The 17,652-nt window shown below is 64.9% G+C and carries 14 protein-coding genes; 4 read left to right on the forward strand and 10 right to left on the reverse strand.

Features of this window, described 5'->3' with window-relative positions; all coding sequences use genetic code 11:
• Positions 1–74 precede the first annotated feature (74 nt).
• Positions 75–1,214, forward strand: a complete 1,140-nt coding sequence (locus ACQR03_RS21735; RefSeq protein ID WP_315751175.1) for an acyl-CoA dehydrogenase family protein — start codon at positions 75–77, stop codon at positions 1,212–1,214.
• A gap of 215 nt (positions 1,215–1,429) precedes the next feature.
• On the opposite strand, the gene ACQR03_RS21740 is transcribed toward ACQR03_RS21735, so the two are convergent.
• The 10 genes from ACQR03_RS21740 to ACQR03_RS21785 form a co-directional block, all read right to left on the reverse strand.
• Positions 1,430–1,885 (reverse strand): fasciclin domain-containing protein, encoded by a 456-nt coding sequence (locus ACQR03_RS21740; RefSeq protein WP_315717171.1) that lies wholly within the window; start codon positions 1,883–1,885, stop codon positions 1,430–1,432.
• Between the two features lie 1,066 nt (positions 1,886–2,951).
• Positions 2,952–3,989 carry an amino acid ABC transporter substrate-binding protein gene (locus ACQR03_RS21745; protein WP_315751176.1) on the reverse strand — a complete coding sequence of 346 codons (1,038 nt, stop codon included), beginning with the start codon at positions 3,987–3,989 and terminating at the stop codon, positions 2,952–2,954.
• A gap of 66 nt (positions 3,990–4,055) precedes the next feature.
• A complete protein-coding gene (locus ACQR03_RS21750; RefSeq protein ID WP_315717095.1) occupies positions 4,056–4,649 on the reverse strand; it encodes a L,D-transpeptidase in 594 nt (197 codons plus the stop codon).
• Positions 4,650–4,760: 111 nt separating this feature from the next.
• The gene (locus ACQR03_RS21755) at positions 4,761–4,886 is read right to left on the reverse strand and encodes a DUF2474 family protein (RefSeq protein WP_315717096.1); all 126 of its coding nucleotides are present in this window, start codon (positions 4,884–4,886) and stop codon (positions 4,761–4,763) included.
• Positions 4,886–5,896, reverse strand: a complete 1,011-nt coding sequence (cydB, locus tag ACQR03_RS21760) for a cytochrome d ubiquinol oxidase subunit II (protein WP_315751177.1) — start codon at positions 5,894–5,896, stop codon at positions 4,886–4,888. Before cydB ends, ACQR03_RS21755 begins: the two co-directional genes overlap by 1 nt.
• On the reverse strand, positions 5,893–7,299 hold the full coding sequence (locus tag ACQR03_RS21765; protein ID WP_315751178.1) for a cytochrome ubiquinol oxidase subunit I: 1,407 nt from the start codon (positions 7,297–7,299) through the stop codon (positions 5,893–5,895). The genes cydB and ACQR03_RS21765 overlap by 4 nt, the downstream gene beginning before the upstream one ends.
• 368 nt (positions 7,300–7,667) lie before the next feature.
• On the reverse strand, positions 7,668–8,279 hold the full coding sequence (locus tag ACQR03_RS21770) for a sigma-70 family RNA polymerase sigma factor (protein WP_315751179.1): 612 nt from the start codon (positions 8,277–8,279) through the stop codon (positions 7,668–7,670).
• A gap of 231 nt (positions 8,280–8,510) precedes the next feature.
• Positions 8,511–9,254 carry a response regulator gene (locus tag ACQR03_RS21775; protein ID WP_315717100.1) on the reverse strand — a complete coding sequence of 248 codons (744 nt, stop codon included), beginning with the start codon at positions 9,252–9,254 and terminating at the stop codon, positions 8,511–8,513.
• Positions 9,251–10,996 carry an ATP-binding response regulator gene (locus ACQR03_RS21780; protein WP_315751180.1) on the reverse strand — a complete coding sequence of 582 codons (1,746 nt, stop codon included), beginning with the start codon at positions 10,994–10,996 and terminating at the stop codon, positions 9,251–9,253. Before ACQR03_RS21780 ends, ACQR03_RS21775 begins: the two co-directional genes overlap by 4 nt.
• Positions 10,966–12,951 (reverse strand): sensor histidine kinase, encoded by a 1,986-nt coding sequence (locus ACQR03_RS21785; protein WP_409998644.1) that lies wholly within the window; start codon positions 12,949–12,951, stop codon positions 10,966–10,968. Before ACQR03_RS21785 ends, ACQR03_RS21780 begins: the two co-directional genes overlap by 31 nt.
• Before the next feature lie 520 nt (positions 12,952–13,471).
• Here ACQR03_RS21785 and ugpB point away from each other — a divergent pair.
• The 3 genes from ugpB to ACQR03_RS21800 all read left to right on the forward strand — a co-directional run bounded on the left by ugpB (position 13,472) and on the right by ACQR03_RS21800 (position 17,596).
• The gene (gene ugpB / locus ACQR03_RS21790) at positions 13,472–14,797 is read left to right on the forward strand and encodes a sn-glycerol-3-phosphate ABC transporter substrate-binding protein UgpB (RefSeq protein WP_315751181.1); all 1,326 of its coding nucleotides are present in this window, start codon (positions 13,472–13,474) and stop codon (positions 14,795–14,797) included.
• Positions 14,798–14,799: 2 nt separating this feature from the next.
• Complete coding sequence (locus tag ACQR03_RS21795) at positions 14,800–15,750, forward strand: phosphotransferase family protein (RefSeq protein WP_315751182.1); 951 nt, start codon at positions 14,800–14,802, stop codon at positions 15,748–15,750.
• Positions 15,751–15,973: 223 nt separating this feature from the next.
• Positions 15,974–17,596 (forward strand): ABC transporter substrate-binding protein, encoded by a 1,623-nt coding sequence (locus ACQR03_RS21800; protein ID WP_315751183.1) that lies wholly within the window; start codon positions 15,974–15,976, stop codon positions 17,594–17,596.
• The last annotated feature ends 56 nt before the right edge of the window (positions 17,597–17,652 follow it).

Consider the following 17,652-nt stretch of genomic DNA (forward strand, 5'->3'; position numbering starts at 1 on the left):
TCCGGGCCGGGCCCTTCGGGCCATCCGGAATGACGAGACCGAAATTGATTGCCATCGTTGCAACGGGATCTGCCATGCCTCTCCTCCTCACCGAAGAACAATCGATGCTGCGCGACAGCGCGCGCGGCCTGATCTCAGATCACGCGCCGGTGTCGCACCTGCGCAAGCTGCGCGACAGCCGCGACGAGACCGGCTTCTCCAAAGAGCTCTGGGCCACCTTCGCCGAGATGGGCTTTGCCGGACTGCTCGTGCCGGAAGAGCACGGCGGCTCCGGCCTCGGCGCGGTCGAAGCCGGCGTCGTGATGGAGGAAATCGGCCGCACCTTGATGCCGTCGCCGTTTCTGGCGACGTCGGTGCTGTCAGCCTCGGCGCTCGCCCGCGCCGGCTCGGCGGCGCAGAAGTCCGAGTATCTGCCGAAGATCGCCAGCGGCGCGCTGCTCGCCGCGCTGGCGCTCGACGAAGGCGCCAAGCATCGTCCTTTGCACACCGCCCTGCAGGCCGTGCGCTCCGGCAACGGCTTCAAACTGAACGGCGCCAAGGCGATGGTGGTCGACGGCCACGTCGCTGATCTCCTGCTCGTCGTCGCGCGCAGTGCGGGCTCGCCTGGCGATCGCGATGGCCTCACGCTGTTGCTGGTCGATCCCAAGGCCAAGGGCGTGGCGATCGAACGCACCATCATGGTCGACGCGCACAACGCCGCGCGGGTGACGCTCGACAACGTCGAGGTCACCGCGGATCACGTGCTCGGCGATGTCGATGGTGGCGCTGCCACGCTCAGCGCCGTACTCGATCTCGGCCGGGGCGCGGTGGCCTCCGAGATGGTGGGACTGAGCGAGGAGGTGTTCGGCCGCACCGTTGCCTATCTCAAGGAGCGCAAGCAGTTCGGCAAGGCCATCGGCGAATTCCAGGCGCTGCAGCACCGTGCCGCGCAGCTCTATATCGAGATCGAGATCACCCGCGCCGCGGTGCTGAAGGCGCTGCAGACGCTCGACGCCGATTCCGCCGGCGCGACGGCCGCCGTGGCCGTCGCCAAGGCCCGCGCGGGGGCGACCGCGACCCGCGCGGTGCAGGAGGGCGTGCAGATGCATGGCGGCATGGGCATGACCGACCAGTTCGACATCGGCTTCTTCATGAAGCGCGCCCGCGTCTGTGAGGAGCTGCTCGGCGATGCGAACTATCACGCAGCGCAGCTGGCTCAGCTCAGGGGGTACTAAGCAAGGCCGCTTGTCGGCACCCGCCGACTCCACACGCTCAGCTGTCATCGTCCGCGAAGGCGGACGATCCAGTACGCCGAGCGAGTTGTGATTGACCGACAAGCCCGCAGGGTACTGGGTACCCCGCCTTCGCGGCGTACCCAGTAACTATCGACGACAACAGCAGAGTTCGCAAAAAAAGAGCGCGCCATCACCGATGGCGCGCTCTCGTTCGATCAATGATGCATCGCGGTCTTGGCCGGTGGCAGCAGCACCTTGTCGATGACGTGGATGACGCCGTTCGAGGCCATGACGTCGGCCTGCACCACATGCGCGTCGTTGACCTGCACGCCGAAGAAGGTGCCGTCGACGGCCACCGGCTGGCCTTGCGCCGTTTTCACGCTCAGCTTCTTGCCGGCGACGTCGCCGGCCTTCACCGCGCCGGGGATCACGTGATACTTCAGGATCGCGGCGAGCTTGCCCTTGTTCTTCGGCTTAAGCAGATCCTCGACGGTGCCCGGCGGCAGCGCGGCGAACGCCGCGTCGGTCGGTGCGAATACGGTGAAGGGACCCTTGCTCTTCAGCACCGGCACGACACCTGCGGCCTTGGCGGCGGCGACGAGCGTCTTGAACTGACCGGCGCCGACGGCGGTGTCGACGATATCGGCGGCACGTGCCGCGGCTGCTGACATGGAGAGCGCGCCCAGCATCAACGCGCCGGCCACGAACGAACGGAATCCCAGCGTCATTCGAGTTTTTCCCTGTGAACTGAACTGATGAGTTGGCTGATGCGCAAAGGGATTTCGGTACCCCTTGTTCGCCCTGTTGTGCAGGGCCGCATCACCCGACCGGATTGGTCAGGCTCGTTACGATCGCTGCGATTGGCTGGATTTGAGGATGAGTTCACGAACTCGTGAGTGGCTCCCCGAACATCTAAGGCAGATCGCGCGAGAGCCATGGATCCGCGGGACTAATTGCTTTGCGGGAGCATCCGCAGTGCCCGTCGTGCCATTTTGTCGCAACCCGACGGGCGTTGTCTCGTCGGGCAAATCAGCCGCACATTCCCCGCCGTCACGGCCCGCAAGAGGGACGCTTCGCGATCGTTACGAAACGTGGGCCGGTGACGCGATGGACGCATCGGATCGCAGCGCGAGTGATCGCGCCGACGAACGATGGCGATGCGGACGTGAAAGCGCGTGGTCCTGGCGCCCCGATGCTGGCGTCAAGTCGACGGGTGATGATCCCGGGCGGCGACGGTGGCTAACAAGCCGGACACCGAGGAGAGCGCGCCATAAGCGTTAACACCGTCGCGCAGGGAAGGCCGGGTTGTCCCGGCTGAGCCTGTGGTTCTGCCGCCTGCATTTTTTTACGCAGGCGGGCCGCAGGTGCCAGTCGGCACCTGGCCTTCCCTGCGCCCTCGATTTTCGGAGGGTGGAGAATTTGGCAAAGCTCGGGCGCGGAAGACGTCGCGGGGATGATGATGTTTGTTCTGCTCTAAGCACCGGAAAATCAGCCCTCGCGGCGCATATGAATGCGCCCTCTCCCCTTGTGGGAGAGGGCTACACAGAAGCCAACTCCAAGCTTGCTTGGGTGAGGGGTTGGTGCGGAAAATGCAGGTCTGAGTTCGTGGCAACCCCTCACCCGGTTTCGATGCTGCGCATCGAAACGACCCTTTCCCACAAGGGGAGAGGGTGCACCGTTCGTGTCGCGAGAGGCGTGAGACCAGTCGAAGCGAAGCCGACAATTCCGACCGGCGTTCTACCTGATCGGCGGCGCGTACTGGACACCACCCGCGTTCCACAGCTGGTTCATGCCGCGCGGGATCTTCAGCTTCGACTCGCTGCCGACATTGCGCTCATAGACCTCGCCGTAATTGCCGACGTGACGGATCACGCGCGCGGCCCAGTCCTTGGTCAGGCCGAGGTCCTGGCCGTAGCTGCCCTCGTTGCCGACCAGCCGCATCACGTCCGGCTTCTTCGACTTCAGCGCCTCGTCGATGTTCTTGGAGGTGACGCCGAGTTCCTCGGCATTGATCATCGCGTACAGCGTCCACTTCACGATCATCATCCAGTCGTCGTCGCGCTGGCGCACCACGGGCGCGAGCGGCTCCTTGGAGATCAGGTCGGGCAGGATGTCGTGATCGCCGGGCTTCGACAGCGTCAGACGCAGCGCGTAGAGCTGCGAGACGTCGGCGGTGAAGGTGTCGCACTTGCCACTGTCATACGCCTTGATGACGTCGTCGAGCTTGGGATACTTCACCTCCTCGTACTTCATGTTGTTGGTGCGGAAATAGTCGCCGAGGTTGAGCGCGTTGGTGGTGGAATCCTGCACGCAGACCTTGCTGCCGTTGAGGTCGAGCGCCGTCTCCAGCTTGCGCGACCGCGGCACCATGAAGCCCTGGCCGTCGTAATAGGCGACCGCCGGGAAATACAGGTCGTAGTTCTGCTCGCGCGCCATCGACCAGGTGGTGTTGCGCGACAGGATGTCGACCTTGCGGCTCTGCAGCTCCTTGAAGCGCTCGTTGGCGTCGAGCGGCACGAACTTCGCCTTCTTCGGATCATCGAAGATCGCGGCCGCCACGGCGCGGCAGAAGTCGACGTCGAAGCCGCTCCAATTGCCCTTGTCGTCGGGAATCGAGAAGCCGGGCAGGCCGGCATTGACGCCGCACAACACCTCGCCGCGGCGGATGGTCCGCTTCAAGGTGCGGGTGTCGTACATCTCATAGGTGACGGCGAGCGCCGCGACGAGGACGGCGACGGCGAGCCCGATCAGCAGGCCGCCTCGGAAAGTGCGCATGGTGAATCTCTTTCAGAAAATGTCAGGACAAAGCGATGGCTGAATGTCCGGCGGCGGGCGCCGGCGTCACAGTTCCGGCTTCTGCCGCACCACGACCTTGGTGCCGACCGGGACGCGGTCGAACAGGTCGGCGACATCGGCATTCACCAGCCGGAAGCAGCCGGAGGAAATCTTGCTGCCGATCGTCCAGGGCTGGTTGGTGCCGTGGATGCGGTACACGGTGGTGCCCAGATACATCGCGCGCGCGCCCAAGGGATTGCCGGGGCCGCCGGCCATGAAGCGCGGCAGATAGGGCTGGCGCTGGATCATCTCCGGCGGCGGCGTCCAATCCGGCCACTCGGCCTTCTTGGTGATCGACAGCAGCCCCTGCCACTGGAAGCCGTCACGGCCGACGCCGATGCCGTAGCGGATGGCACGTCCGCCCGGCTGCACCAGATAGAGGTGGCGTTCGGCGGTGGACACGATGATGGTGCCCGGCGGCTCGGTGGTGCGGAAATAGACCACCTGCTTGCGCCATTCGGGATCGAGCTCGTAGCCGTCATCGGCGACGAGACCGGGCTGATCGCCGGGGTCCTCGGACTGGGCAAAACTATGCGATGTGGACAGCGCCAGCGCGATGATGGCGCTGGCCGCACAAAGCAGGCGACGGAAACTCGGCATTCAAAGCTCTCCTCAACGGACCCCTGCGAAGCTTGCCCGATCAAATCCACCCGTCAAATTTCAGGAGCATATTCGCAGCAAAGTCAAGGTGAGCGCAGGGCGCACCCGTTGTCATCCGAGCTTCATCCAGAGCCGCAGCAGGAAGGCCACCGCGCCGACGGTCGCCACGCCGGCGAGCCAGAGCGCAACGAACCAGGCGAGGCGCTTCGCGAGGGACGCGGGCTCGGGAGCGCGCATCAGTGATAGCCGCTGTCGTGCCCGACCTTGCCGCGAAACACCCAATAGGCCCAGCCGGTGTAGCCGAGGATCAGCGGCACCAGCACCAGCACGCCGGGCAGCATGATCAGTTGGCTGCGTTCGGGTGCTGCCGCCTGCCAGATCGTGATGCTCTGCGGCACGACGTAGGGATACATGCTGATGCCGAGGCCCGCGTAGGAGAGGAAGAACAGCGCGAGCGCGAGAAAGAACGGCCAGCTATCGTGCCTCTGGGCGAGGTTCTTCATCATCAGCACGGTGACGCCGACGACGGCGAGCGGCACCGGCGCGGTGAGAATGATCGCCGGCCACCTGAACCAGCGGTCCGAATATTGGATCGTGAGCAGCGGCGTCCACAGACTGACGGCGGCAATGGCGAGCAGCATCGCGAACAGCAGGACCCAGCTGATGCGATAGGCCTTGTCGCGCAGGTCCCCCTCTGTCTTCAGGATCAGCCAGGTTGCGCCGAGCAGCGCGTAGCCGACCACGAGCGAGACGCCGGTGAGGAGGCTGAACGGCGTCAGCCAGTCCCACCAGCCGCCAGCATAGTGCCGGCCCTCGACATGCACGCCCTGCAGGATGGCGCCGAGCGCGATGCCCTGCGCGAGCGCCGCGACCCATGACCCGCCGGCAAAGGCGATGTCCCACAGATTGCGTGTGGCGCGGGTGCGCCAGCGGAATTCGAAGGCGACGCCGCGGAAGATCAGGCCGACCAGCATCGCGATCAGCGGCGCATACAGCGCCGGCATCAGGATGGAATAAGCGAGCGGGAACGCGGCCATCAGGCCACCGCCGCCGAGCACCAGCCAGGTCTCGTTGCCGTCCCACACCGGCGCCACGGTGTTGGTGATGACGTCGCGGTCCTGCTTGCCTGGAAACAGCGGGAAGAGGATGCCGAGGCCGAGATCGAAGCCGTCCATCACGACGTAGATGAACACGGCGAGCGCGATGATGAAGGCCCAGAGGGTGGCGAGATCGATGGCGACGCTCATGATCCGACGGCTCCCTGCACGACGCCGGCGGCCGGCGTGATGCCGGCGGTGCGGACCGGCTGCTCGCTGCTCGGGCCCGGCTCGCCGGGATGCGGCGGCTCGGCCATCAGGCGCAGGATGTACAGCACGCCGGCAGCGAAGATGATGAAATACACGATGATGAAGGCGAGCAGCGAGGCACCCACGGCCGGGGCCGCGAGCGGCGAAACGGAATCGGTGGTGCGCAGCAGCCCGTATACGGTGAACGGCTGCCGGCCGGTCTCGGTGGTGATCCAGCCGGCCATGACGGCCATGAATCCCGCAGGTCCCATCGCAATCGCGAAGCGGTGCAGGCCGCGATTGATGTACAGCCGCCCGCGCCAGCGCTCCCACAGGCTGAACAGGCCGAGCGCCAGCATCAGCAGGCCCAGGCCGACCATGATGCGGAACGACCAGAAGGTGATCGGCACCGGCGGCCAGTCCTGCCGCGGCACGGTGTCGAGCCCGGCCATCGGCGCGTCGATCTGGTGCTTGAGGATCAGCGAGCCGAACTTGGGGATCCCGAGTGCCCATTTCAGTTCGCCCTTGGCCTGGTCGGGCCAGCCGAACAGGTATAGCGGCGCGCCGTCCTTGTGGCTCTGGAAATGGCCTTCCATGGCCATGATCTTCACCGGCTGGTGTTCGAGCGTGTTGAGGCCGTGCTGATCGCCGACCAGGATCTGCAGCGGCGCCACCAGCGCCGCCATCCACATCGCCATCGAGAACATCACGCGCGGGCCCGGCAGATGCGGATTGCGCAGCAGATGCCAGGCGCCGACCGCGCCGACCACGAGCGAGGTGGTGAGATAGGCCGCCAGCACCATGTGCACGAGGCGGTAGGGGAAGGACGGATTGAAGATGACTGCGAGCCAGTCGACCGAGACGAACTGGCCGTCGGCGTTGACGGCATAGCCCGCCGGCGTCTGCATCCAGGAATTGGCCGAGAGAATCCAGAATGCCGAGATCAGCGTGCCCACGGCGACCATCAGGGTGGCCAGGAAATGCAGCTTCGGGCCGACGCGCTTCAGGCCGAACAGCATGACGCCGAGAAAGCCGGCCTCGAGGAAGAACGCCGTCAGCACTTCATAGGCCATCAGCGGGCCGATCACCGGTCCGACCTTGTCGGAATAGACCGACCAGTTGGTGCCGAACTGGTAGGACATCACGATGCCGGAGACGACGCCCATGGCGAAGGTAATGGCGAAGATCTTGAGCCAGTAATTGAAGACGTTGAGATAGACGTCGCGGCCGGTCCACAGCCACAGCGCCTCGAGCACGGCGAGGTAGGACGCGAGCCCGATCGAGAAGGCGGGGAAGATGATGTGGAAGGTGACCGTGAAGGCGAACTGCGCGCGCGCCAGCTCAACCGCATCCAAACCGAACATCAGCACCGTCCGTCATTGCCGTGGGGCTTGTAGCACCGCCCCATGACGGAAGATTGCACCGGCAACGCGCGATATCAAATGGTCAAATCGCCCTATTGGCGGGGTGAGCGGTCCCAAACGACGAAGACCCGGCGGGGGCATCCGCCGGGTCTTCGGAGCAACCTTGGAAGGTGGAGGTATCCTTGAATTTGCTCGCTCCAAACCGAGATCAGCTGGGGGACTGAGGCTCGGCTGATGGATAACGTTCTAGCGGCGGAAATTTTCCAGGTGATTTCGCCGATTGTTTCAATTGTTTCGTTCGGCGATTTTGATGCGTCGTCGTCTTTGGAACCCGCCGGGACCGCAGCCCCGGCGAGAATGAAGCTTGGTCAGGCGGCGAGGCTGTGGACGCCGGCACAGCGCAGGAGCTCGGCCAGGTGCTTACGGGCATAGAACATGCGCGTCTTCACCGTGCTCTGCGGAATGCCGATGATCTGCCCGACCTCCTCCACCGACTTCTCATGGTAGTAGATCAGGGTGATGATCTCGCGATGCGCCGGCGACAGCTTGGCGACGCAGGCGCGCAGGATGGCGCTGGTGGTGGAGCGCTCGAGCGAGGTCTCCGGGGTGTCGGAGTCGTCGGCGATCTCGCGCACCTCGTCCTGGTCGATGTCCTCGAAGCGGCGCTGGCGCAGCGCGGTCAGCGCCTTGAAGCGGGCGATCGACAGCAGCCAGGTCGAGACCTGCGAGCGGCCCTCGAACTGCTTGGCGGTGCGCCAGACGTCCAGGAACACCTGGCTGACGAGGTCCTCGGCGATCGTGGTGTCGCGGACGATGCGCAGGATGAAGCGATAGACCCGCACATTGTGACGCGCATAAAGCGTGTGCATCGCGGTGCGATCGCCATCGGCAATGCTCTCCAGGAGCATGTCGTCCGTGGTCGCCTGGGCGGCGATGATGCCCTGGCTGGCTGCGGAATTGATGGCAACGACGTTCTGCATGGCACTCTCCCGTTCCGCCGCCCCCTTGCGGCGTTTCGACGGGATGGATTGTTAAGGAGTGCCCGTTTCGGGACGTCTGCACGAAAACAGGAAAATGGTTTCGTGCGCCTGCGGAAATGTTTCGTCGCGCCGCACATCGCGAAACACTCGTGGCGGAATTGTGCCCAATTCCAAGAAGCGGAACGGAATGCGGGTACAGGAGCTGCTTTCGCCGCCGCCGGCCGGCTGTCCTCAGGCCTTCTCGCCGGCCGGGGAGAACAGGTAGCCGCCGCCGCGAATGGTCCGGATCACGGCCGGTTTGGTCGGATCGGGCTCGATTTTGCGACGGATGCGCATGATTCTAAGATCCACGGCGCGATCGAACGCCTCCGCATCGCGGGCATTGGCGAGCTCCAGCAGCCGCTCGCGCGACAGCACCCGCTTCGGGTTGGCGGCGAACACTTTGAGCAGGCCGAACTCGGACGCCGTCAGCGGGTGCTCGTTGCCCTCGTCATCGCGCAACGCCTGGGCATCGAGATCCAGCCATTTGGTGCCGAACCGCACCAATTGCGGGTCCTTGGCCTGGGCCGGAGCGGTCTCCGTGACGGCCGCCGCAGCCTTGGCCGGTCCGCTGCGGCGCAACACGGAGCGGATCCGGGCCATCAATTCGCGCAATTCGCACGGCTTGGCGACGTAATCGTCGGCGCCAAGCTCAAGCCCGACCACGCGGTCGATCGGGCTGGCGGTGGCCGTCAGCATGATCACCGGGATGTTGGTGCGGCCCTTGAGATCGCGAATGATCGACAGGCCGTCTTCTTCGGGCATGTTGAGGTCGAGCACGACGAGATCTGCGGGGCCGGTCTCGATGGCGCTGCGCAGGCTCTTGCCGCCGTCGCACAGCGTCACGCTGAAGCCGTGCATCTTGAGGTAATCACCCACCATTTCGCGGGCAGGGGCCTCGTCGTCGACGATGATGATGTGCTGGCTCTGACTCATGACAATTCGGCCGCCGGCAGTGTGATGGTGAAGGTCGATCCGGATCCCGGCCCTTCGCTCCTGGCCGTCACCTCGCCACCATGCATGTCGACGATGCGTTTGACAATCGACAGGCCGAGCCCGGTCGAGCTCTCGCCCGCGGTCGGTTTGGCCGACAGCCGCTGGAACCGCCCGAACAGGCGGCCGAGATCCTCCGGCGACAGCCCGGCGCCCTGGTCGGTGACGGCGATGATGGTGTTGTCGCCGTCATCGGCGGCGTTCACGGTGATCCTGCCGCCGATCGGGCTGTACTTGATCGCGTTGCTCAAGAGATTGTCGATCGCCTCGCGGATCCGGTCGATGTCGCACATGGTCGACAGCAGCGTCGGCGCCGAGACCTCGATGACCTGCTGCTTGTTGAGGGCGAGCGGCTGGTTGGCCTCGACCACCTCGTGGATCAGGGCCGTGATGTCGACCGGCTCGCGGCGGATGGTGATGTCGAAGGCGTCGGCCATCGCATCCGAGATCAGATGGTCGACCATCGAGGTCAGCCGCTTGGCGGCATCGCGGATATGTCCGACCTGGCTGGTGATCCCCTCTGCGGAGGCGCCGGTCGCGATCAACTCGGTCAGCATTTCCGTGCGGCCGAGGATGACGCCCAGCGGATTCTTCAGGTCATGGGCAACGGTGCCGAGAATCTCGTTCTTGAAGCCGTTGGCGCGCTGCAGCCGCAGCCATTGCGCCGACAGCCGCCGGTTGGCCTGCATCAGCGCGCGGGTGCGCTGGGCGACGCGGTCCTCGAGCTGGGTGTTGGCCTCATGCAGCTGCTGATACAGGATCACGTTGTCGAAGGCGATCGACAGCCGGCTGGAGAAGATCTCGACCAGCGAACGGTCGGTCTCGGACAGCGGCCGCTCCGCCTGCAGCAGCACCACGACTTCGCGCCCCGAGCCGGTGCGGACATAGAGCACGGTGCGGTGGTCTGCGAATTCGTTGCTGCGCTGCCTGAAGGCGGCCTCGACCATGTCGCGCAGATCCGGATCGAGCGAGCGCGAGGTGACGGCGCCGGAGAAGCGGCTGTAGCAGCCGGAGCCGGCCAGCACCGAAAAATCGTCGGTCTGGCTGCCGTCGTCGCGCAGCACCAGGATCCCCGCGCAATCCACGTTCAGCAGCGACGCGATCTGGGTCAGCACGCCCTCGGCCAGCCGCTGCATCGACTTGAAATCATACAGCGTCGAGGCGGCGTCGATGATGATCTCGAGGCCGCGCCGGGTCTGCACCATGCGCTCGAGCTGCTGGTAGCTGCGCAGCGCCGCCGTCAGCGAGGTGAACAGCTTGTCGGCGGTGAGCTCGGTCTTGGCCTTGTAGTCGTTGATGTCGTACTGGACGATGACGCGCCGCTCCGGCGCCTGGCCCGGCTGCCCGGTCCGCAGGATGATGCGGACGGTCTCGTTCTTGATCTCGTTGCGGATGTATTCGACGAGCTCGAGCCCGGCGACGTCGGTCTCCATGATGACGTCGAGCAGCACGGCCGCGATGTCGGTGTGCTCCCGCATCAGCGCGCGGCCTTCGGCCGCCGAATAGGCGGACAGGATTTCGAGCCCCTGGCCGTTCAGGCTGTAATCCGACAGCGCAAAGCGGGTGCCCTCGTGCACGGCATGGTCGTCGTCGATGACGGCGATCTTCCATTTCCGGGCCGAACCGTCGTCCTCGTCGAAACCGGTATCCTCGATCAGTTGGAGGACATCGTCCTGTTCGGCCATTGCGTCGTTCCGTCACCCATTGCTGTCTCGGCGCCGCCCTTGGCGACCCGCGGCATGATAATCCGAAAGGTGGTGCCTTGTCCCTCGCGGGATTCCAGCATCATGCGGCCACCGAGCTGCTGCGTCACCAGATTGTAGACGATATGCAGCCCGAGCCCCGTTCCCCCTTCGTTGCGGCGTGTCGTGAAGAACGGATCGAAGGCCTGGCGCTGCACGTCGGGGGGCATGCCTGCCCCGTTATCGGCGAAAATGATCTCGATGTCATCCGTGCCGCGCGGCCGCGCCGTGATCGAGATGGTGCCCGCGCGGCCGTCGGCAAAGGCGTGGTTGACGGCGTTGAGGAACAGGTTGGTGAGAATCTGACCGTAGAACCCGGGATAGCCGTCGATGAAAAGCCCCTCGGGGACATCGACCGCCAGCGTGATCGGCGCGCGCTTGAGCACCGGCTTGAGGCTGGTGATGATCTGATCGGTCGCCTCGCTCAGGACGAAGGTCCGTCGCTCCGCATGGGAGCGGTCGACCGCGACCTGCTTGAACGACTGGATCAACTCGCCGGCGCGCTGCAGGTTGGCGACCAGTTGCTCGGACGCATCGCGCGACGAACGCACGAACTCCTCCAGTTGCGACCGGCGCAGGCCGCCTTCGGGCGACCGCAGCGCCGCCTCGAACATCTCGACGCGGCGCGCGAAGCTGGAGGCCACCGTCAGGCTGATGCCGATCGGATTGTTCACCTCATGGGCGACGCCGGCGACCAGCCCGCCCAGGGCCGCCAGCCGCTCGGCGTCGATCAGGTTGCGCTGCGCGGCGTTGAGCTCGAGCAGCGCGCTCTCGGCCTTTTCCTTCGCGGTGCGCAACTCGTCCTCGGTCTTGCGCTTGGCGATCGCGTTCTCGCGGAAGGTCTCGACGGCGCGGGCCATCGCGCCGACCTCGTCGCGCGCCTCGGTGCCCTGGACCTCGCGGTCGTAGTCGCCCAGCATGATTGCGCGCATCGAGGCCATGATCTGCTGCAGCGGCAGCCGGATCGACAAGGCGATCAGCACGCCCGCGGACAGGATGACTCCCAGGAAGATCACCGCGATCGAAAGGACGCGGCGGGAGATGTCCTTCAATGTCCGATCGAACGTCGCCTGCGCCTTCTGCTCGTGCTGGCGCATCTTCACCGACAGGCCGTCGATGGCGCCGATGGTTTCGGCCTGGCTGGCATCGATGGTGTTGCGCAGCAGTTCGGTGCGGTTGGTGAGCTGATCGGTGAGCTTGGAGAATCCCGCGCGCAGCGCCGCGGTCCGGGCCGACAGCCGCTGCAGCGCCAGCCGCTGCAGATCATTGTCCGCAAGGCTCGACATCACCGGAATGGTCTTCTCGATCGTCTCCGTGTTGCGGCGCGCGTCCTCGGCGGAGGCGGGCGCGAGCGACAGGTAGTAGGAATTGGCCGCGACCAGCATGGCGGTGAAGGCCTCGCGCGACTTGCCGAGCGAGGGCCAGATCTGCGCGTCGCGATGGCCGGTCGCGCCTTCGATCACCGAATAGAGCCCGGCGATGTCGCGGGCGGGGCCGAGAACCTCTTCCTCATAGGTCTTGGAGATCGTCGCCTGCAGACTTCGCAGCTCGCCGAAGCCGTCCAGGAAACGCACGGTGACGCGCTCCAGCTCCTCGACCGACCCCGACAGCATCGGGTCGGTCGAGGCGCGCGTCGTCAGCGTCCCGAGCACGGCCTCGCGCAGCAGCAGGATCTCGGCGAACAGCTCCGGGCTCGGCTGATTGATGTAGCGATGAATGAGGTTCTGCAGCCGGCTCGTCTCGCTTTCGAGCAGGGCCAGCACCTTGTCGGATTCCCGGACCTGGCGAACGTCGTCCCAGGCCGTGCCCAGCACCGTCGCGCCGTTCCAGATCAGCGCCGCCAGCACGATCACGACAGCCGAGTTGAGCGCGGCGATCGAGAGGATGCGCCAGCGGATCGGAACCGCCCGCAGCGCGCGAACGATCCGTGCCCGCCCCAGGACCGCCAGACCGAGCGGCCGCGCGACGGATTTCCGCTGCTCGGATCGCGCCACGATCGCTACCTCGGGCCGGGCGTGCGGAGCCTGCCTGCGTCCGCTCTGCCGCGCGCAGCCGGGCCTGTATGCTGCGGCGCAGCCAGTCGCGCCGCCGAGCATGATGGGCGTGAAAGGGACGAGCGGTACCGCGCGCCCGCCTCAGCGCGCATCAGCACCGGCGTGACGTCCACTCTCGAGATCGACGAAAGATGGGCGCGGTACACAGGCAACACTTTTCCCCCTGATGATGAGGTCGGCCCGGACATGAAAAGGTTCAATGCACTCCCGAACAGGTGCTATAAGGCCATTCTGACGTCAAAGCGATACACGTCAATGGTTTGCTGATAGTTTGTTGCAGCCTTGGGTTGCTGGACCTGATTTTTCGGTCCGATTGCGATCTCAGCCCGAGCCTATTCATTCATCGAATTGGAGTTGCCTCCTGGTGACGGTCCTTCTGCGTTCTGTTTCGTTTGCAATCCTGCTCTGGACGGTTGTTGGCGCAAGCACGGCCAAGGCCGCGACCGAGATCGTGTGGTGGCATGCGATGTCGGGCGAGCTCGGCAGGCAGGTCGACAGGCTGGCGGCCGACTTCAACGCGTCGCAGTCCGACTACCGCATCGTGCCGAGCTACAAGGGCAGCTATACGGAGACCGTGACGGCGGCCATCTTCGCGTTCCGCTCGCGCAGCCAGCCGGCGATCGTGCAGGTCAATGAGATCGCGACCGCGACGATGACGGCGGCCAAGGGCGCGATCTATCCCGTTTACGAATTGATGCGCGACGAGCAGGAGAGCTTTTCGCCGTCGGCCTATCTGCCCGCGATCGCCGGCACCTATGCCGACGCCGACGGCAACATGCTGTCGTTTCCGTTCAACGCCTCCACGCCCATCCTCTACTACAACAAGGATCAGTTTCGCGCGGCCGGGCTCGATCCGGGCATGGCGCCGAAGACCTGGTCCGAGCTCGGCAAGGCTGCCCGGCGGCTGCGCGACAACGGTGTCGCCTGCGGCTTCACGACGTCGTGGCCGGCCTGGATCAACGTGGAGAATTTCTCGGCCTTCCACAATCTGCCGATCGCCACGCGGGCCAACGGCTTTGCCGGACTGGACGCCGTGCTGACGTTCAACAATCCGCAGGTCACGCGGCACATCGCCCAGCTCGCGGAATGGCAGAAGAGCAAGGTCTTCGACTATGGCGGCCGCGGTCAGGCTGCCGAGCCGCGTTTCCAGAAGGGCGAGTGCGGCATCTTCATCGGCTCCTCGGCAACGCGCGCCGACATCAAGGCGAATTCGAAGTTCGAGGTCGGCTACGGCATGATGCCGTACTGGCCTGACGTTGCGGCCGCGCCGCAGAATTCGATCATCGGCGGCGCGACGTTGTGGGTGCTCCGCGACCGTCCCGCGGCCGAGTACAAGGGCGTGGCCAAGTTCTTCGCCTATCTGTCGCGGCCCGATGTTCAGGCCGCTTGGCACCAGAATACGGGCTATTTGCCGATCACCCAGGCGGCCTTCGATCTGACGCGCGCGCAGGGCTTCTACGACCGCAATCCAGGAGCCGCGATCTCGATCGAGCAGGTGACGCTCAACCCACCCACGGAGAATTCGCGCGGACTGCGGCTCGGCTCGTTCGTGCTGATCCGTGATGCCATCGAGGACGAGATGGAGCAGGCCTTCAGCGGCCGCAAACCGGCGCAGGCGGCGCTCGATGCCGCCGTCGACCGCGGCAATCGTCTGCTGCGCCAGTTCGAGCGCGCGAGCCCGGATCGCTGAAAATGACGTTGCCACCGGTCGCCGATGGCGCGCAGCTCCGGCGCCTCCGTGCCGACGTGACGCGCTGGCTGCCGGCTGCACGCGATATTGCGCGCGGCCATGGCTACGACGACGCGCGGCTGGTTCCGTTCGCGGCGGGCACCAATCTGGTCCTCGCGCTGAACGACGGACTGATCCTGAAGGTCTTCCCGCCGTTTCATCGCGGCAAGTTTCAGTCCGAGCGGGCGGCCTTGCGCGTGCTCGCCGGTGGCGTCGGCGACGTCCGTACCCCCGACCTGCGACACGAAGGGGAGCGCGACGGCTGGTGCTATCTGATCATGACCAGGCTCGGCGGCATGCCTGCTTCGGATGTGTGGCGGCAACTCCCGGAGCGGGACAAGCAGCTCTTGCTCAGGCAGGTCGGTCGTCTGATCGCCGCCGTGCAGCGGGTCCCGCCTGGCGAGCTGCTGGCGCTCGGTCCGCGCTGGTCGGATTTTTTGCGGATGCAGATGGCCGGATGTCATGCACGCCATCAGCGGCTCGGCTTGCCGCCGACGCTTCTCGCCGGGCTGGACGATCTCCTGCGCGAGGCCGCAGCACTGCTGCCGCAGGATCCGCCGCCGGTCATCCTGACCGGTGAATACATTCCGGAGAACTTACTCGTCACGCGCAGCGGTGATGGCTGGCAGCTGAGCGGGCTGTTCGACTTCGGCGACGTCATGACCGGTTTTGGCGAGTATGATCTGCTCGGGCCGAGCGCCTTCATGGCAGCGGGTCATCCCGGGCGCGTGCGTGCCTTGTTCGACGGCTACGGATTTGCGCTGGAGGACATCGACCGGCAGCTGAAGCGACGGCTGCTGGTCCTGCTGTTGCTGCACCAGTACAGCGATCCGCTCCGCCACATCTGCATTCCGGATTGGCCGGCCAAGGTCCGCGACTTCGACGAGCTGCAGGCGCTGATCTGGCCGGAGTGATCCCAACCGGGGCGGCGGTCCAACAGGTGTTGCGTAAATCTGTCGCAGGCTAGCTGAGGTGATTATAAACTCAGCAAATATGCAGCTTTGTATGCAATTGGGGGCGCTGAGCTGTGCCGCTCGGTGAAGACCCCTCGATATTTCAATAGCTTAGTTTTCAGCCGGGCTTGGCACAAAGCTTGCGACCACTGTTCCCGACAGTCGTTATCCTCGGGAGCATTTGATGAAGCGTCGCGATTTTCTGAAATCCGTGTCCGGTCTGGCTGCGGGGGCCGCGCTGCCAATGGCGCCGGCCATCATGTCTTCCGCCAAGGCCGACGCGCGGTCCGAGACGCTGCTGATCGTGTCCGAAGGCGGTCCCAACAACCTCGACATCCACGGCGTCGGCACCAACGTGCCGGGCTACGAGGTGTCCTGGAACTGCTATGACCGCCTGATCAGCCACGAGATGAAGAGCGGCCCGGGCGGGGTGCCGTACTACGACCGCGACAAGTTCAAGCCCGAACTCGCCGAGGACATGACCATCGGCGACATGTCCGCCACCTTCAAGCTGCGCAAGAACGCCAAATTCCACGACGGCACGCCGGTCACGGCCAAGGACGTGAAGTGGTCGCTCGATCGCGCCGTCAGCGTCGGGGGCTTCCCGACCTTCCAGATGAGCGCCGGCTCGCTGACCAAGACCGAGCAGTTCGTCATCGTCGATGACCACACCGTGCGCGTCGACTTTCTGAAGAAGGACCGGCTGACGATCCCCGATCTCGCCGTCATCGTCCCCTGCGTGGTCAACTCGGAGCTCGTGAAGAAGAACGCGACCGACAAAGACCCATGGGGGCTCGAATATACCAAGCAGCAGACCGCTGGTTCCGGCGCCTACAAGGTGACGAAGTGGACCGCCGGTACCGAAGTGATCATGGAGCGCAACGACGACTGGGCGTGCGGTCCGCTGCCGAAGATCAAGCGTGTGATCTGGCGCATGGTGCCGCAGGCCGGCAACCGGCGCGCGCTGCTCGAGCGCGGGGATGCCGACATCTCCTATGAGCTGCCGAACAAGGACTTCCAGGAGATGAAGTCGAACGGCAAGCATACCGTGATCTCGCTGCCGATCTCGAACGGCATCCAGTATATCGGCATGAACGTCACCAAGCCGCCGTTCGACAATCCCAAGGTCCGGCAGGCGCTCGCCTATGCAATGCCCTATCAGAAGATCATCGATGCCGTGATGTTCGGCCTTGCCAATCCGATGTTCGGCGCGCCGGCGGATAAGGCGACCGAGGTGGCGTGGCCGCAGCCGACCAAGTACTTCACCGACATGGAGAAGGCAAAAGCGCTGCTGGCGGAAGCCGGCTACCCCAACGGCTTCGAAACCACGATCTCCTTCGACCTCAATTTCGCACAGGTCAACGAGCCCTTGTGCGTGTTGGTGCAGGAGAGCCTCGCCCAGCTCGGCATCAAGACCACGATCAACAAGGTGCCCGGCGCCAACTGGCGCACCGAGCTGAACAAGAAGGAGATGCCGCTCTTCACCAACATCTTCTCGGGTTGGCTCGATTACCCCGAATACTTCTTCTACTGGTGCTATCACGGCAACAATTCCGTATTCAACACGATGAGCTACAAGTCGCCCGAGATGGACAAGCTCATCAACGGCGCGCGCGAGGCCGCCGCGACCGGGGACAAGGCGACGTATGATGCCGACGTGAAGGGCTTCGTCGATCTCGCCTTCGCCGAGGTGCCACGCATTCCGCTGTATCAGCCGTTCGTCAACGTCGCGATGCAGAAGAACATCTCCGGCTATCAGTACTGGTTCCACCGTAGGCTCGACTATCGGGCTCTGGTGAAGGGGTGAGACGGTGATGGGGGGATGTAATATGGGCCGAGCTCTCTCATTCCCTCCCCCCTTGT

The organism is Bradyrhizobium sp. HKCCYLS3070 (assembly GCF_051167575.1).
In the GTDB taxonomy this organism is placed as follows: Bacteria; Pseudomonadota; Alphaproteobacteria; order Rhizobiales; family Xanthobacteraceae; genus Bradyrhizobium.

Bases quoted from the DNA above. Each gene is read 5' to 3' on its own strand.
- ACQR03_RS21735 (WP_315751175.1), top strand. From the start codon at position 75: ATGCCTCTCCTCCTCACCGAAGAACAATCGATGCTGCGCGACAGCGCG.
- ACQR03_RS21740 (WP_315717171.1), bottom strand. From the start codon at position 1,885: ATGTCAGCAGCCGCGGCACGTGCCGCCGATATCGTCGACACCGCCGTC.
- ACQR03_RS21745 (WP_315751176.1), bottom strand. From the start codon at position 3,989: ATGCGCACTTTCCGAGGCGGCCTGCTGATCGGGCTCGCCGTCGCCGTC.
- ACQR03_RS21750 (WP_315717095.1), bottom strand. From the start codon at position 4,649: ATGCCGAGTTTCCGTCGCCTGCTTTGTGCGGCCAGCGCCATCATCGCG.
- ACQR03_RS21755 (WP_315717096.1), bottom strand. From the start codon at position 4,886: ATGCGCGCTCCCGAGCCCGCGTCCCTCGCGAAGCGCCTCGCCTGGTTC.
- cydB (WP_315751177.1), bottom strand. From the start codon at position 5,896: ATGAGCGTCGCCATCGATCTCGCCACCCTCTGGGCCTTCATCATCGCG.
- ACQR03_RS21765 (WP_315751178.1), bottom strand. From the start codon at position 7,299: ATGTTCGGTTTGGATGCGGTTGAGCTGGCGCGCGCGCAGTTCGCCTTC.
- ACQR03_RS21770 (WP_315751179.1), bottom strand. From the start codon at position 8,279: ATGCAGAACGTCGTTGCCATCAATTCCGCAGCCAGCCAGGGCATCATC.
- ACQR03_RS21775 (WP_315717100.1), bottom strand. From the start codon at position 9,254: ATGAGTCAGAGCCAGCACATCATCATCGTCGACGACGAGGCCCCTGCC.
- ACQR03_RS21780 (WP_315751180.1), bottom strand. From the start codon at position 10,996: ATGGCCGAACAGGACGATGTCCTCCAACTGATCGAGGATACCGGTTTC.
- ACQR03_RS21795 (WP_315751182.1), top strand. From the start codon at position 14,800: ATGACGTTGCCACCGGTCGCCGATGGCGCGCAGCTCCGGCGCCTCCGT.
- ACQR03_RS21800 (WP_315751183.1), top strand. From the start codon at position 15,974: ATGAAGCGTCGCGATTTTCTGAAATCCGTGTCCGGTCTGGCTGCGGGG.